Source organism: Couchioplanes azureus (genome assembly GCF_014648355.1).
In the GTDB taxonomy this organism is placed as follows: Bacteria; Actinomycetota; Actinomycetes; order Mycobacteriales; family Micromonosporaceae; genus Actinoplanes; species Actinoplanes azureus.
In genome coordinates this window covers 517,423-531,745 of record NZ_BMQY01000003.1, presented here as the reverse complement: position 1 = coordinate 531,745, position 14,323 = coordinate 517,423, and the positions used below count along the sequence as shown (strand labels likewise).

At 71.5% G+C, this 14,323-nt stretch carries 12 protein-coding genes; 4 read left to right on the top strand and 8 right to left on the bottom strand.

Annotated elements, in window-relative coordinates:
- Positions 1–40: 40 nt before the first annotated feature.
- Positions 41–1,978 (top strand): IPT/TIG domain-containing protein, encoded by a 1,938-nt coding sequence (locus IEY99_RS13625; RefSeq protein WP_189203011.1) that lies wholly within the window; start codon positions 41–43, stop codon positions 1,976–1,978.
- Here IEY99_RS13625 and IEY99_RS13620 read toward each other — a convergent pair.
- The gene (locus IEY99_RS13620; RefSeq protein WP_189203009.1) at positions 1,957–2,697 is read right to left on the bottom strand and encodes an esterase family protein; all 741 of its coding nucleotides are present in this window, start codon (positions 2,695–2,697) and stop codon (positions 1,957–1,959) included. The two genes, IEY99_RS13625 and IEY99_RS13620, sit on opposite strands and share 22 nt — an antisense overlap.
- 9 nt (positions 2,698–2,706) lie before the next feature.
- Positions 2,707–3,933: a hypothetical protein gene (locus IEY99_RS13615; RefSeq protein WP_189203007.1), complete on the bottom strand. Its 1,227-nt coding sequence runs from the start codon at positions 3,931–3,933 to the stop codon at positions 2,707–2,709.
- A gap of 126 nt (positions 3,934–4,059) precedes the next feature.
- On the opposite strand from IEY99_RS13615, the gene IEY99_RS13610 reads away from it, so the two are divergent.
- Positions 4,060–4,749, top strand: coding sequence for a hypothetical protein (locus IEY99_RS13610; RefSeq protein WP_189203005.1), 690 nt, complete (start codon positions 4,060–4,062; stop codon positions 4,747–4,749).
- Here the strand turns inward: IEY99_RS13610 and IEY99_RS13605 are convergent.
- The gene (locus IEY99_RS13605) at positions 4,746–5,195 is read right to left on the bottom strand and encodes a YdeI/OmpD-associated family protein (protein ID WP_189203003.1); all 450 of its coding nucleotides are present in this window, start codon (positions 5,193–5,195) and stop codon (positions 4,746–4,748) included. The two genes, IEY99_RS13610 and IEY99_RS13605, sit on opposite strands and share 4 nt — an antisense overlap.
- 265 nt (positions 5,196–5,460) lie before the next feature.
- On the opposite strand from IEY99_RS13605, the gene IEY99_RS13600 reads away from it, so the two are divergent.
- The gene (locus IEY99_RS13600) at positions 5,461–5,763 is read left to right on the top strand and encodes a hypothetical protein (protein WP_189203001.1); all 303 of its coding nucleotides are present in this window, start codon (positions 5,461–5,463) and stop codon (positions 5,761–5,763) included.
- Positions 5,764–5,818: 55 nt separating this feature from the next.
- Here IEY99_RS13600 and IEY99_RS13595 read toward each other — a convergent pair whose 3' ends face one another.
- The 3 genes from IEY99_RS13595 to IEY99_RS13585 form a co-directional block, all read right to left on the bottom strand.
- Positions 5,819–6,229 carry a hypothetical protein gene (locus IEY99_RS13595; RefSeq protein WP_189203000.1) on the bottom strand — a complete coding sequence of 137 codons (411 nt, stop codon included), beginning with the start codon at positions 6,227–6,229 and terminating at the stop codon, positions 5,819–5,821.
- 34 nt (positions 6,230–6,263) lie between these two features.
- The gene (locus IEY99_RS13590) at positions 6,264–10,484 is read right to left on the bottom strand and encodes a Hint domain-containing protein (protein ID WP_189202998.1); all 4,221 of its coding nucleotides are present in this window, start codon (positions 10,482–10,484) and stop codon (positions 6,264–6,266) included.
- 503 nt (positions 10,485–10,987) lie between these two features.
- On the bottom strand, positions 10,988–11,326 hold the full coding sequence (locus IEY99_RS13585; protein WP_189202996.1) for a peptidase inhibitor family I36 protein: 339 nt from the start codon (positions 11,324–11,326) through the stop codon (positions 10,988–10,990).
- 235 nt (positions 11,327–11,561) lie between these two features.
- Between IEY99_RS13585 and IEY99_RS13580 the strand changes: the two genes are divergently transcribed.
- On the top strand, positions 11,562–12,128 hold the full coding sequence (locus IEY99_RS13580; RefSeq protein ID WP_189202994.1) for a sugar O-acetyltransferase: 567 nt from the start codon (positions 11,562–11,564) through the stop codon (positions 12,126–12,128).
- Positions 12,129–12,286: 158 nt separating this feature from the next.
- Here IEY99_RS13580 and IEY99_RS13575 read toward each other — a convergent pair whose 3' ends face one another.
- Both IEY99_RS13575 and IEY99_RS13570 read right to left on the bottom strand, forming a co-directional pair.
- A complete protein-coding gene (locus IEY99_RS13575) occupies positions 12,287–13,651 on the bottom strand; it encodes a polysaccharide deacetylase family protein (protein WP_189202992.1) in 1,365 nt (454 codons plus the stop codon).
- Positions 13,652–13,958: 307 nt separating this feature from the next.
- On the bottom strand, positions 13,959–14,273 hold the full coding sequence (locus IEY99_RS13570; RefSeq protein ID WP_189202990.1) for a hypothetical protein: 315 nt from the start codon (positions 14,271–14,273) through the stop codon (positions 13,959–13,961).
- Positions 14,274–14,323: the final 50 nt, after the last annotated feature.

Below are 14,323 nucleotides of genomic sequence, written 5' to 3'. Positions count from 1 at the left end.
CGATGGTGGGTGCCTCGCATCGCCCTGAGGAGGACCCCGGATGCGCTTGACGACGCGTGCGCTGCACCGCGGGTGGCTCATGGTGGCCGCGGCCGTACTGGCTGCCGCCCCGGCCACGATCGCCCCCGCTCCCGCCTCGGCCGCCCCGCGCGGCGGCAAGCTCCCGCACGCCGTCGGCGGGCTCGTGACCAGCCCCACCCGGACCCCGGCCCGGGTCCGCGACGGAGCACACGCCCTCGACGTGCTGCCCGCCAGCGTCGACCTGCGGCGGTATGCGCCGCCGCCCGGCGACCAGGGCCAGGTGGGCGCGTGCGTCGCCTGGACCATCGGCTACAGCATCATGGGTTACTACGCGAACCGTACGGGCGGCAGCGGCGCACCGTACGCCCCGCTGTTCCTCTACCTGCGCAACGTCGTCCGGGGCGGCGCTCCCAGCGCCGGGCTGTACCCGGACTCCGTGCTGGCCAACGTCAAGTCCGCCGGCATCGACACCCAGGCGGACTACTGGCAGGGCACCACCGACTGGAGGATCGCCCCGACCACGACGCAGATCGAGAACGCCAAGAACTACCGGGTCAGCGGCTACCGGCTGCTCTTCAACGGCGCCAACCAGGGTGCCGCCGCCCAGGAGTCGATCAAGCAGGCGCTCGCCACCGGCTCGCCCGTCGCCCTCGGCATCCCGGTCTACCAGGACTTCATGAACCTGCGCAGCCACTCCGTATACAGCACGACCTCCGGCACCAACCTGGGCAACCACATGATCGCGGCGTACGGCTACGACTCCCAGGGCGTGCTTATCCGCAACTCGTGGGGGCAGAGCTGGGGCAACGGCGGTGACGCCAAGCTGTCCTGGGCGTTCATCACCCGGCAGGCGATGACCGGGTTCAGCGTCGACGGCATCGCCACCCCGGCCGGTCCGCCGGTCGCGGCGGCGCCGACCGTGACCGCGCTGTCCGTGGCCAGGGGTCCGGCGGGCACCTCGGTCACCATCCGCGGCACCGGTCTCAGCGGCGCGACCTCGGTCCGCTTCGGCGACCGCACCGCCACCTTCGAGGAGCGGACCACTCTGGGTGTCACCACGCTGGTCGCGGTCACCCCGGCCCTGGCCGCGGGCGGCCTCGTCGACGTACGGGTCACCAGCGCGGCGGGCACCAGCGCCGTGAGCAAGGTCAGCAAGTTCACCTTCGTTCCCCCGCCCCCGGCGGTCACCTCGCTCAACCCCGCCAGCCTGCTCGTCTTCGGCGGCGCGACGATCACGCTCACCGGCACCGACCTCACCGGCGCTACCAGCGTCATGGTCGGCACGACGAAGGTCGCCGCCAAGTCGGTGACCCCGACGTCGCTCACCTTCGCCGCGCCGGCCAAGTCCGCCGGCACCTACCCGGTCGCGGTCACCAACACCTTCGGCAGCACCAGCAGCGTCACCGGCCAGCTCACCTACCAGAACCCGCCGCCGCCCACCGTCAGCGCGGTGGCGCCGGCCAGCGGGTTGACGTACAAGACCACCCCGGTCGTGCTGACCGGCACCGACTTCACCGGGGCCACCGGGGTCACCGTCGACGGCGTTCCGGCCCGGTTCACGCGGGTGTCGGCGACCCAGCTCAAGGTCTCCATCCCCGCGCACGCGGCCGGCACGGTGACGGTCCGGGTCACCACCCCGGGCGGCACCTCCGAGGGTGGCGGCACCTTCCGGTACGTCGCCCCGCCGCCGCCGGTGATCACGTCTCTGAGCGTGATCAATGCGTCGACGGCCAGGCCGACGGCGGTGACGATCACCGGCACCGGACTGACCGACGCGACGAGCGTGCTGCTGGGCACCACCAGCCTCCGGTTCACCCGGGTGTCGGACTCGCAGGTGCGGGTGACCGTCCCGGCCCGGCCCGCGGGTGCGGCCACCCTCAGGCTCACCACGCCGGGCGGCACCGACAGCGCCTCGATCTCCTTCGCCGCCGTCGCTCAGCTGAGCGTGGGCAGGTGATGGGCCAGCTGCTCACGCCATGACGGCCAGTCGTGCGGCACGTCCGGGCCCCAGAGGTCCAGTTCGTGCCGGATGCCCTTGCCGGTGAGCAGCGCGCCCATCCGCCGCGTCGACTCCAGCGCGCCGGTGGTGTCCTCCCACTGGCCCTGTCCGCACACCAGCACCAGCGACAGCCGTTCCCGCAGCCAGTCCAGGTGGTCTCCGTGCAGGCGGGCGACGTAGTCCACCGGGCTGTTGAAGTAGACCGCGTCCCCCCGCTCGCCCCAGCCGTGCCACGAGCCCGGGTCGTAGTTTCCGGAGAGGCACAGGGCCAGCGGAAACAGGTCGGCCCGCTTGAAGGCGAAGTTCAGGGCGTGGAAGGCGCCCAGCGAGCACCCGGCCGTGACGATGTCGGCCGGCCCGGTGTCGGCCCGGATGTGCGGCACGACCGCCTCGAGCACCCACTCCTCGTAGGCGGCGTGCCGCCAGGCCCGCTCCTCGAGCGGCAGGTGGTGCGCCGACCACGTCTCGGCGTCGAACGAGTCGACGCAGTACAGCTTGACCCGGCCGGCATCGATCAGGTGCGCGACGGCGCCGACCGTGCCGGTGCGGGCGAACTCCCACGCATCGCCGTTCTCGGTGGGGAAGACGAGGACGGGCCTGCCCCAGTGCCCGTAGACGGCGACGGTGCCGGAGCGTCCTCCGCCCGGCGGCGCCAGCTCGACCGAGTAGTGACGCATTCCTCCACCCTAGGACGGTCGGGGGGTTGATCGCCGCCCGGCTTCGAACGCGCAGGTGTCGAGGATGGACAGCGGGCACAGGTGCGCGCGCGGGTAGTAGTCGCCCATCACCGCCGCGGCCGTGCCGGGACGCCCGTCCGGCGGCACGTCCAGCACCGACCGGTGGAAGCCCGGCGCCGGCATCATGTTGCGCAGCAGCACCAGGTGCCGGGAGCGCGGTTCGGCCGCCGAGAAGGGCACGAAGGTCACGCGCCGGACGGCCTCGATGCGGTTGCGCTGCTGCTCCGTACCGATGACGAAGGTGTAGTCACCGCCCGCGTCCACCGCGGCGACGTCGTCGTGCCGGCAGCCCGGATCGGTCTCCCCGCCCGGCAGGTGGTTGACCACGACGGGGAAGTACGGAAAGCGCAGGTTGGTGCAGAGCGACCAGTACCGCATGTCGTCGCCGCGCTGCGGCCACGGGTGCGGGTGCGGCTGGTCGGGGCTCGCCGCCGCCCGGCCGCGCACCACGACCACGGTCTCCGGGCCCGGCGGCGTCACCCAGGTGCTGAGGTAACCGCTGTCCGGGTTGGGGAAGAGCTCGTCGTTGCCCGTCGTGCGGGCGAAGGCCAGGTCCGACGCCGACCGGGGCGGGGCGGCCGGGCCGTCCGGGGCGGTGCCCGCGACCGTACGCGGGCAGGGCGGCAACGTCCGCGTCCGCCCGCCGTCGGTGACCGTCAGGGTGGGCAGCACGACCGGCGACGAGGTGCCGCCGGTGGGCAGATAGATGCGGTAGACGAGGAAGCCCAGCGCGCCGCCCGGCGTGCCGGCCGGGGCCAGCGGCAGGGCGTTCACCTGATCCGGCGCGACGTCCATCCGGATCTGCAACGTGTACGCCCCGCCCGCGACGGCGGGCTGCTGCCACGGGTTCACGCTGCCCGGATCCGGCGTGATCTCGTGGTCGGCCCGTGCCGAGGAGACGCCGTTGCTGGTGAAGACCCCCTGGAACCCGTCGTAGACGGTGAAGGACGCGTACCGGGTGTCGGGAAAGGCGCCGGTGACGGTGATCCGCCGGTCCTTGTACACCTCGAACGGCATCACCCAGTAGCGGGCGTTGCTGTCGGGCAACGCGACGTTCGAGGCCTGCGCCCCGACCTCCTGGGGCCAGGCGCACAGGGGAGGGGCGGCTGCGGCCGGCATGCCCGGCACCAGGGACACGAGGATGAGCATCGCCATGGCGACTCGGACACGCGTCATCCGGGCATCACAACACCCAAAGATTTCGACGATGTTCAATATTATGGAACAGCCGTGAACCAGATCCTCGCGCCACGCGGCGGCGATGACCGTCGGTGACTACCCCGCGTCTGCCATCATGGCCGAATGCTTGTGCTCGGCCGGATGCTTCGTGGGATGGTCGCGATCCTCGTCGTGGCGGGGTTCGCCGGATGCTCGTCCGACGACCCCGAGCCGGACGGTGGGAAGCTCACCGTCTCCATGATGCAGAACGCCCTGCTCAAACCCGCCGACATCGGCCCGACCTGGAAGGCGCCCGCCGAGTCGGCGCCGCCCACCACGCTGGTGAGCATCTGCGGCGGCGACACCGATCCGGCCATCATCCCGGGCAAGCCGCGGCTCGCCTCCGCGCCGCTGTCCGACGAGGGCACCCAGGGCGTGCAGAGCCTCACCCAGTACGCCCTGGTCTACGACGACATCATCTCCGCCTCCACGGCGCTCGCCACGCTGCGTACGGTCGCCGACGCGTGCCCGAAGAGCGTGCAGCGGCCCGCCAAGACCGGCGACCGCCAGGAGCCGGCCTACACCGAGACGGCCACCACCTCGTCGCTGGAGGAGGGCGCCTGGGCCGGCTTCGTCACCGTCCGCCACAAGCAGTACGACAAGGCCCACCCGGCCACCGCCGACGTCGCGGTCGTCGCCCTGACCCGCGCCAACGTCGTCCTCATCGACCAGTACGCGATCTACCGCCTGGGCCGCTCCGACGCGAGCGCCAACCCGCAGTTCGCCGCGGACTGGCAGAAGCTCGTCGGCACGACCCTCAGCCGGGTCCGCTAACGCGCCCGGCCCTCGGCGAGCATCGCCACCGACCGGGCGATCCGCCGCTCCCGGGTCGGTGCCGTCTTGGCCCCGGTGACCTGCAGGACGTGCCACTTCCGGTTGCTGTGGGAAAGACCGTCCCAGCAAGCCTTCGCCTCGGGTGACGCCTCGAGGGCGGCGGCGAGATCGGCCGGGACCTCGACCTCCCGGACCGCCGTGTCCAGCTCGACGTCGACGTCCAGCACGTCGCCCGCGGCGATGCCGGCCTGCCCGCGCCGCTCGGCACTGACACCGAGCCAGTAGCTGCCGCCCATCCTCGCGATGGAACCGCGCCATCGATGGCCGTTGACGGAGGCCACCACCTTGGGGCGGCCACCCCCGCCCAGCCCGGCGACAACCGCGTCATCCACCTGGAAGCCGGTCGTCGTGCCACCGGTCGCCAGCAGCTCCGCGCGAAACCTCATGCCGCCGAGACAATCACGAATGACCGCCCGGGTCCAGAAAACCGCAGCTCAAGAAGCGGCCGAGGATTTGGTACGGGCGCGAGCGACGGAAACTCCCGGTGTCCGGCGCCCGGTCGCCCGTCTGTGCAGCACCGGGATTGCAGCCGGGCAGAAGTGTACGGCACGCAAGCACATCGTCGGTTGGCCGACAGACGGCTGTGGGTCACGTCATGTCCAGGGTCATCATCGAGCCGGGCACATCGTGACGCCGGGAGGGGTGCAGGTCATGTACGCAGTGGCGACGGAGGTTCCCGCCCCGGCCGAGCTGTACGACGCGATCCACGCCGAGCTTCTGCGGCGTACGGAAGGTGCGGTCGAAGGCCTTCTGGTCCACATCGGCCGCGCCACCAAGCGCGGCTTCGAGGTCATCGAGGTGTGGGAGTCGCGGGAGCAGTTCGAGCGCTACACCGAATTCGTCAACACGGTGGTGGCCGAGCTTTCCCAGGGCGACTTCCCCCTGGCCGCCCCGGCGGTCGAGGAGTTCGACCTGCGCGGCCTGCTGATCCCCGCCGCAAAGATCTCCCGATAGCCGAGACGGCGCGGCCCGGAGTTCGTCACCCCGGGCCGCGTCACGACGTTCCGCCTCAGCCGACCGGCGTCACCGTCAGGTTCCGGCACTGGGCCTGGAGCAGCGCGAGCGCCCGCTCCGAGACGACCAGACCCTGGCTGCGCTCGTAGAAGAAGTCGGCCGCCGGATCGTCACCGACGATGAGGCGAACCAGCTCAGGCACGGCCACACCCTCCTCGGCGGCCGGCGAGTCCTCGTCGAACGAGGCGCGCGCCGCACCGGTCGTGTAACCCGTGAGCCCTTCGGCCGACAGAGCCGCGACCAGCTCGGGGCTCGCCACCAGCGCCGGCGGGCGGCCGGCCAGCGAGTCGGGCACCCAGGACAGTTCGACGGTGAGCACGCCGTCCTGCACGTCGGACAGGTCCCAGGCCGGGTCCGGATCTATCTCGTATCGGCGTGGTCCGCCGTTCGGCTCGTCGGTACTCATGGCTCGAACCTACCTGACCTCGATCGCACCGCCGTCACCTGATCCTCGGCTCGAACCACTGCCCCAGCAGGTCGTCGACCTTCGTGGCGTGGTCGAGCACCTCCTGCTTGGTGGGGTTCGGATGCGCCTTGTAGAAGGCGTTCCAGGAGAGCCGGATGGCACTCAGATGGATGTTGCTGTTGATAGCACCCTTCGGAATGCCGCGGAGGTTCTCCGCGGAGTGCAGCTCATCGGCGGTGAACAGACCCGGGTACCGGTTCACGATGTCCTTCTCCACCGCGTGGTGCACCACCACCTTGCCGCGGAGTGCACCGGTCTCCGCGTTCTGCGAGAAGAAGTTCTCCCGGTAGTTGTGCTTGCCCGCGGCGTTTCCGACGCCCGCCGGCTTGCGGACCGGAATGGTGTCGCCCGTGGGGAAGTTCGCCCTGGTCCCGCAGGGGATCGGGGTGACGTTGTGCACCAGGACCGCCAGGTCGTCCGCCGCCACGTAGTACGTGTGCAGGTTGGCGACCGTCAGGTTGTGCACCGTTGCCCGCTGCTCACGCGACCGGACGGCCTCGACCCGCACGCGCTGCCCTGACGCGGTCAGCAGCTGGACACCGGGGATGATCTTGCCCGCGTCGAGCCACTCGGCCAGGTTGGGCGCCCAGAACGGGTGGTTGTCGGTGGCGGTGATGGTCGCGCTCTCGTCGCCCGCGGCGCCGTCCGTGTCCACGGTCAGGTCGACGAGCACCTTGTCGCCGGTCCGGGTGATGGTGTCGACGACCCGCTCCGGCTCGGTCGCCCCGGTCACCGGGTCGGTGGCCAGGACCATGTCCCCGATGCGTACGTCCTCGATCGGTTTGCGGGACCCGTCGGACAGCAGGACGGGCGTGCCCGGGACGAAACTGTTCGGCGCGAGGTTGACCGGGCAACCGTTGCGGTGCCGTACCGAGGAGATGAAGTCCTCGACCTTCCTGCGGGCGGCCTTGAGGCCGTCGAGGAACCTGAGGACCTTCGGTGCGAGCTTGGCCAGCTTGGCCGTGGCGCCGAAGATCTTGCCGACCGGGAGCATCCCGACGAGCGTCCAGAGGCAGGCCTCGACGTTGCCCTCGGAGACGCACTTCTTGATGTCACCGATGCCGGACAGCTCCTCGAACAGCTCCCAGGCGTTCTCCTTGAGGAAGTCGATCAGGCCCTTGCTGGCCTCCTCCTTCGCCTTGAGGTACTCCGCGCGCTCCTCCGGGGTGAGCGAGTCGAGCAGAGCCTTCTCGGCCTCGCCCTGCGGCAGGCCGCCGGTGTCGGCGACCCCGTTGGCGAGGGCGTCGGCGGCCCGCTTGCGGTCCGCCTCCTCGGCGCGTTCGGCGGCCTTCTGCGCCTCGGCGGCGAGCTGTACCGCGTTGTTGGCGGCGAGCTGGGCCGAGTCCGCGTACTCCTGAGCGCTCGAGGCCGCCAGCTCCGCCGCTGCGGCGTCGGCCTCCGCCTGGGTCGCCGCGCCCTGGGCCGCGGCGGCGTCCTTCTCGGCGGCCGTCGCCGCGGACGCCGCGGCGTTGGCCGCGGCCTGCGCCGCCTGGGCGGCCTGCCCGGCGATGGCCGCGTCGTTGGCCGCCTCGTTCGCGGCCTTGCGGGCCGCGATCGCGTCGGCCCGGGCCTGGGCGTCCGCCCGGCCCGCGCTGGCCGCGGCGGAACGGGCGGCTGCCCCGTCGGCGGCCGCCTGCGCCGCCGCCTTCTTGGCCTCGGCGGCGGACGCGGCCGCGTCCGCCGCCGACCGGGCGGCCTGCGCGGCGGCGTTGAACGCCGGCTTGACTTGTGCGTTCGCCGTGTTCGCCGCCTCCTGCGCGCGCTGCGCCGCGGTGAGCGCCTCGGTGGCGCGCCGGGCCGCGGCCGCCGCCTGCTCCTGGCCGATGGACGCGGCCTGCTCGGCGACGAGCTTGACGAAGTCGGCGTCGATGTCGCTTCCGGTGAACGGCGAGACCATGCCGATGGCCGTGTTGGCCGGCTCGGCGATGCCCGCCGACGACTGCCGCGCCGCGGCCGCGGCGTTCACCGCGATGTCCGCCTGTGCCGCCGCGGCGACCGCCTCGGTCGTCGCCGCCTCGGCCTCGTCCTTGGTGCGGTTGGCGGCCCACAGCGACCGTACGGACTCGTCCGCGGCCTGTTCCGCCAGGCTCACCGCCGACTGGGCGGCCCGGGCGGCCTTGACCTCCTGCGCGGTGGCCTCCGCCGCCTTCGCGTCCGCCCGCAGCCGTGCGGCGTGGGTCTGCCGGGCGCCGGCCTCGGCCTTGTCCGCCGCGGCGTCGGCGGCCTTCGCGGCCGCCTCGGCGGCCTCCGCGGCCGCGAAGGCCCGCTCGGCGGCCTGCTGGGCCCGGTTCGCCGCGGCGCGCGCGTTCGCCGCGGCGCTGGTCGCACCGTTGGCCGCCGACCGTGCCGACCGCGCGGCCGTGCCGGCCGTGCCGGCCTCGACGCCGGCCTGATCGGCCTGCCGCTGCGCCTCCTGCCGTTCGGTCTCGGTGCCGGCGCTGGCCACGCTCGCGCGCATGGCGGCCGCCCTGGCCTTCGCGCTCTGCTCCGCGCGCTCGGCCGCGACGGCCTCGTCGCGGGCGACGCGAGCCCGGCCCTCCTGCTCCCACGCCCGGCCCGCGGCGGCGCCGGCGGCCTGGTCGGCCGCTTCGGCGCGCTGCCGGGCGGCCCGCGCGGTGGCCGCCTGGGCCTCCGCCGCCGCCCGCTGGGACCTGGCCACGGCCGCCTGCTGCTCGGCGATGCCGCGCTGCCGCTCGGCCTCGGCGCGCTCGGCCTCGGCGATCTGCCGCTGCCGCTTGGCCTCCGCGGCCTGCGCCTCGGCGATCTGCCGCTGCTGGCGGGTGCGCTCCGCGGCGGCCCAGGCCTCGGCCTCGGCGGCCTGCGCCTGCTCGCGGGCCTTCTTGGCGCGCGCCGCGGCCGTCTTGGCGGCCTCGGCCTGGTGCTTGGCGGCGTCGGCGAGCCTCGCCGCGGCCTTGGCGTGCTCCTCGGCGTGCTGGCGCCACTTGACGGCCTGCTGGGCGTGCGCCTCGGCCCGGGCCTGGGCACCCTGCGCGTTGTTGGTGGCGATGGTCGCGTCGATCGCGTGCCCCGCGGTCGTGGCGGCGCCGTGCGCGGCGACCACGGCGGCGCTCATGCCGTTGACGATCAGCGACCACTCGGCGCCGTACGTCAGCCCGGTCTCGATCAGGTCGTCGGCGGCGGTGTTGGCGATCGCCGCAGCCGCGCCCGCCCGCTCGGCGGCCTGCTGGGCGGCCCGCACGTCGTTGGCGGTCTGCGCCTTCGCCGCGTCCAGCTCGGTGGCCTTGGCGGCCGTGGTGCCCGTACCGGCCAGGACGCGTTCGGCGTTCCGGGCGGCGTTCGCGGCGCCGGCCATCGAGTTCGCGGCCCGCTGCAGCTCCCGCACCGCGTCACCGTGGGCGGCGAGCAGCCTCGTCCGTGCCTGCGACGCCCGCTTGGCGCGCTGGGCGAGCTCCGACAGGTCCTCGGCCGCCTTGTTGCGGGCCTCCAGGCTCTGCAGGTACTGCTCGCGGGCCGCGGCGTCGGCCTTGGCCGCGGTGACGTACCCGGTCTCCCAGAACGCGGCGACGGCCGCGTCGTCCCCGGCCAGCGCGAGCTCGGCGGCGGCCCGCACCTGCGACTCCGCGGGCGCGGCACCGGCGAAGACCCGGAGCCGCTCCCGGAGCTGCGCGGCCCGCGCCCGTGCGTCGCCGGCGACCTTCTCGTCGCGGGCGCGGACGATGTCGGCGCCGTACGCGAGAAACGCCTCGCGGTCGCTGTCGGTGCCGGCGAGGACCCGGTCCACCTCGGCGTTGAAGTAGGCACCGCCGGTGCCCTTCATCGCCTTGATCTTCGTCAGGTTGTCCGCGGCCTGCTGCTTCTTGCGGGCGGCGACCTGCGTCTCGAGCTGGCGCTTCTCGACCGTGGCGAACTGCTGGATCTTCTGGTTGTCACCGGTGGCCAGCGCGGCCAGCGCCGCCTGACGGACCTCCGTCTCGGGCGACAGCTGGGCGACATCGGAGACGGCCTTGCGCCACCGTTCCGCGGTGACGTCCAGGCCGGTCGTACCGTCCCAGGGCTGGGTGACCAGCGGCGGTACCGGAATCGGCTGGTCGCCCTCCAGCAACTTGGCGAGCTGCCGCCGCGCGTCGGCGGCGGGTGCGGCGGAGGCCGGGGGCGCGTGCAGCCCGGAGACGACGAGGAGCAGGGCGAGCAACGAGACCAGGAGCGCGCGTGCGCGCGACAGTGGGTTCACCACAGAGGATCCATTCGGAGAATTCGAGCACGTCGAAGCGGCGCACGCGCGAGGAGCGCGGACGCGGGCAAGGAAGAGTCAGGAGTCGGCGGCGGTCGTCAGCCGGCGTGAAGGTTCATGTGGTCCCCCGTGGTGAGCCCGGATCCGGAGCCGAGACGTTGATGGACTCCGCTATGGCCGCGTGATCTAAACACAATCCGCCTGCGGGTACCACTCGGCCGGTTCCGCACCGGCAGGGATCGACGGCGGTAGCAGGAAAAACGTCGCCGAGTGATCCGTCATACCGCGCTGCGGGGGTGTCGCGGTGTGCCCTGTCCGCGGGGGTCTCGTGGTGTGCCCGTGCGCCCCATTCCTCGACGGCCGGCCGTTGCACTCCCGTGGCCGCGTCGTGGCGGTGAGCCAGGGGGTCTCCGGGCCGGCAAAGCGCCCCGCCCCGGGCAGAGGAGCGGGACCGGACCAGGTCCGCCTCCTCGGCCCGGGACGGGGCGCCAGGTGCAGCGGGTGGATCAGCAGGCGATCTGGATCGCGTCGACCTTGTCGTTGGTGCCGCCGTCGAGCCGGCCGACCCAGTACCCCTTCTTCACCGTACCCAGGTGGACCCAGCGGCCCTCCCAGTTGTAGAGGTCGATGTCGCCGTTGCCCGCGTTGTTGATCGAGGTGATCCTGTCGTTGAACACCGGATTCACCACGTTCGGGTCGCCGAGGTTGAAGAACCCGCAGCTCGGGGCCCTCCACATACGGCCTCCGCCGTACTCGTGCTCGTAGTAGCACGAGGAGCCGTCCGGGCAGTTCCAGAAGCTGGCGGCCGCCGGAGTGGCCGTGACGGCGCCGATGGAGAAGAGCACACCCAAACCGGCAAGCCCGGTTGCCAGGCGCCGTGCGCCGAGCCGAAGTCGCATTGTCCCCCCTGAATGGACGAGTCGTAAGAAGTGAGCGATCGAAGCCTTGCAAGGAACGGCGAAAGCGCGGAACCTGAAGCCTTCGAGGTTCCCCTTTGGACGGTCGTGTGTATTGGGTGGCCGGGATCCGGGAGACGGGCCCTGTCTTCCGGTCTCCGGCTCGGTGTGTCAGCATCGCCTCGTGCGCAACGAGCAACGCCTGCGAACACGGACGCCCGAGTCACGAGCCTTCGCGGAGCGGGTGCCACTGGTCATGACCCTGACCTCGCGCCTCAACGCGCTGCCGTTCGACGACCTCGACGCGCGCAGGACCGTGCTGGCCGAGATCTTCGGTAAGCCGATCCCTGACTCTCTGTCCGTCCTGCCGCCGTTCTACTGCGACTACGGGCTCGGGGCGTCGTTCGGAGAGCGCGTGTTCATCAACCAGGGATGCTTCTTCCTCGACTACGGGGGCATCACCATCGGTGACCGCGTCCTGATCGGTCCCCGGGTGACTCTGAGCACCGCCGGGCACCCGGTCGAGCTCGACGAGCGGTACGACTTCATCACGCATGCGCCGATCGTCATCGAGGACGATGTGTGGATCGGCGCCACGGTCACGGTCACCCCCGGAGTGACCATCGGTCGAGGCTCGGTCGTCGGCGCGGGCGCCGTCGTCGCGAAGGACGTGCCGCCGATGAGTGTGGTGACGGCGACAAGCGTGGTCGAGCGAAGGCGCCTGAAGCCGGCGTCTGGTGCAACCTCCTGAGGTCTGACGTGTCGCTACTGATTTCGCATCTGGAAAGCCGGCTCGGCCCCTAGCTCCCGCGCGTCTCCCGCAGGCTCTCCAAGCGAGATCCTGACCTATTGGATCTCTCGAGAGCGGCTATCTGCTGTCGAACTCACCGATCGCGGCGGCGTCTCCGGTCAGCTCATGACCTCGCCGACCGTACGGACTTCCATGCCCCGAACCTTGATCTCCCGCATGATCTTCGCGAAGTCGTCCCGATGGCACTCGGAGCTGTTCCTCGGTGTCGTCGTGACGACCCGGTGGAAGCAGAGGATGAGCCAGCCGCCGGCGTACTGGGCGCGGTCGAGCACACCACCCCGGCCGATCATGGTGTCCGGGTTCGCCATCCCCTTCGTTGTGGAGCTGATGCCGGTAAGCGAGCGCAGCCGCATCGGCATCGGCGGCTGGATGCATTCCCGGTTGTCCTCGGCGATGATCGACCGGCCGGTGGAGAAGTGACGCTGCACGATCGCCTCGACGCTGTGGCCGTCGGTCGTCTGCCCGAACTGGCCGCCGGGATAGGCGAACGAGTCGCTGTTGAAGTCGTTCTCCCGCATCCACGCCCGCAGCGCGCCGGCGTCTTTGTCGACCACCTCGGCGGTCACCCCGCTGTAGCGGGCGGCATGCACGGCGCCTTGATAGGAGTGCCCGGCCACCTCCCACCCGGACAGGTTCTGCACCGCCCGCAGCTGGTCCGTCGTGAACCGGCCGCCCGTGTCGATCTGGTCGGCGATCGTGTACGTGGTTCCGGGAAGGTCGTATTTGTCCATAGCCGGTCGGCCGTTGGTGAAAACGTCCTGCCACGAGTCGTCGAACGTGATTGACACCAGCCCGTTGGGATAGGTGGATCTGGTGTCCGGGACGATCTCGACCGCCTGGAGCCAGACGGTGCACGGACCCTTGCCGGCATCGATCACCGAGAACCGCATGTCGGTGAACCCCGCCTGGACCGAAGGCACACCGGCCGCATCAGTCTTGTACGCCCCGTCGGAGTTGCTGAGGTCACCCCACTGCAAGGTGATCGCCACCCACTCGCCAGACTTCACCCAGTTCTGCGTGTTCGAGTGCGTGTGCACCCGCCACCGGAAGGCGTTGGCCAGGCCGGACGTACCGACGGAGAAGTTGATCCAGCGCAGCTTGTTCACGTCCGACACCTTGAAGATCAGACGCACGGCCTTACCCTTCAGGTTCACCGCTGGGCCGCCCAGCCGCTCCAGGCTGGCCTGGTCGGTATTGCCCCCGTCCTCGCCGGCCTTCCCGGCGGTGGTCAGCGAAGCGGACTGCGTGCCGCGGACGAACTCGGTGGTGTCGTCGAGGATGGCCTTCCCGACGTTGCCGCCGATGGCGGTCCAGCCATGGCCCTTCTGGAAGTTCTGCGACCAGGACGCCGGAGTCAGTGCCGGAACGACGGAGGGAGGACCGACCGGCACGAAGCGGGCCGATCCTCTGCTGAAGATCCCGGCACCGGCCAGCATCGTCGCGCCGGCCCCGGCCACCACCACACCAGCTCCGACCGCACCGGCCGTGAGCAGGGATCGCCGCGACGGGGCTCGGTGGGACCTGGACCGTAGTGGATCACTCATGGCCGCCACATTAACTGCCCTTAACAAGAATCCGCCGAATCGATGCCGGTCAGCGCCACGAGGTGAAATTCAGTCTCGTCTCGACGGCCAGGCCCCTCGCCGGTCAACCGCGGCAAACTCGGCTCCAAGCACCACCTGACCTGCGACGGCAACGGCCCGCCGGCCTACGTACTCCGTCAGGCGCGAACGTGCCCGACATCAGCCGCGCCCTCGATCTGCTCGACGGCTACCCACCCATCGCCGCCGACCGGGACACCCACGACGCCGCTTCACGACCCTGCTGGCCGACAAGGCGTACAGCAGTGAAGCCTTTCGAGCTGGTCTGCCGCGACCGCGGCACCCAACCGGTCATCCCGCAGCCGAAGACACCGGCGATCAAGGCTTGGGCCGGCTGCGCTACGTCGTCCAGCAGACCTTCGCCCTGCTGCACCCATTCCGCCGGCTGGCCGTGCGCTGGGCACGCCGCCCTCGACATCCACGACGGCTTCGTCAGCTGCGCCTGCATCTTGTTCTGCTGGCGCCGACTGATCCGTTTGACCAAGGGCTGGGCATCACTCTGGGTGATCTTGTTTGCACTTGTCGTAGGGGGCC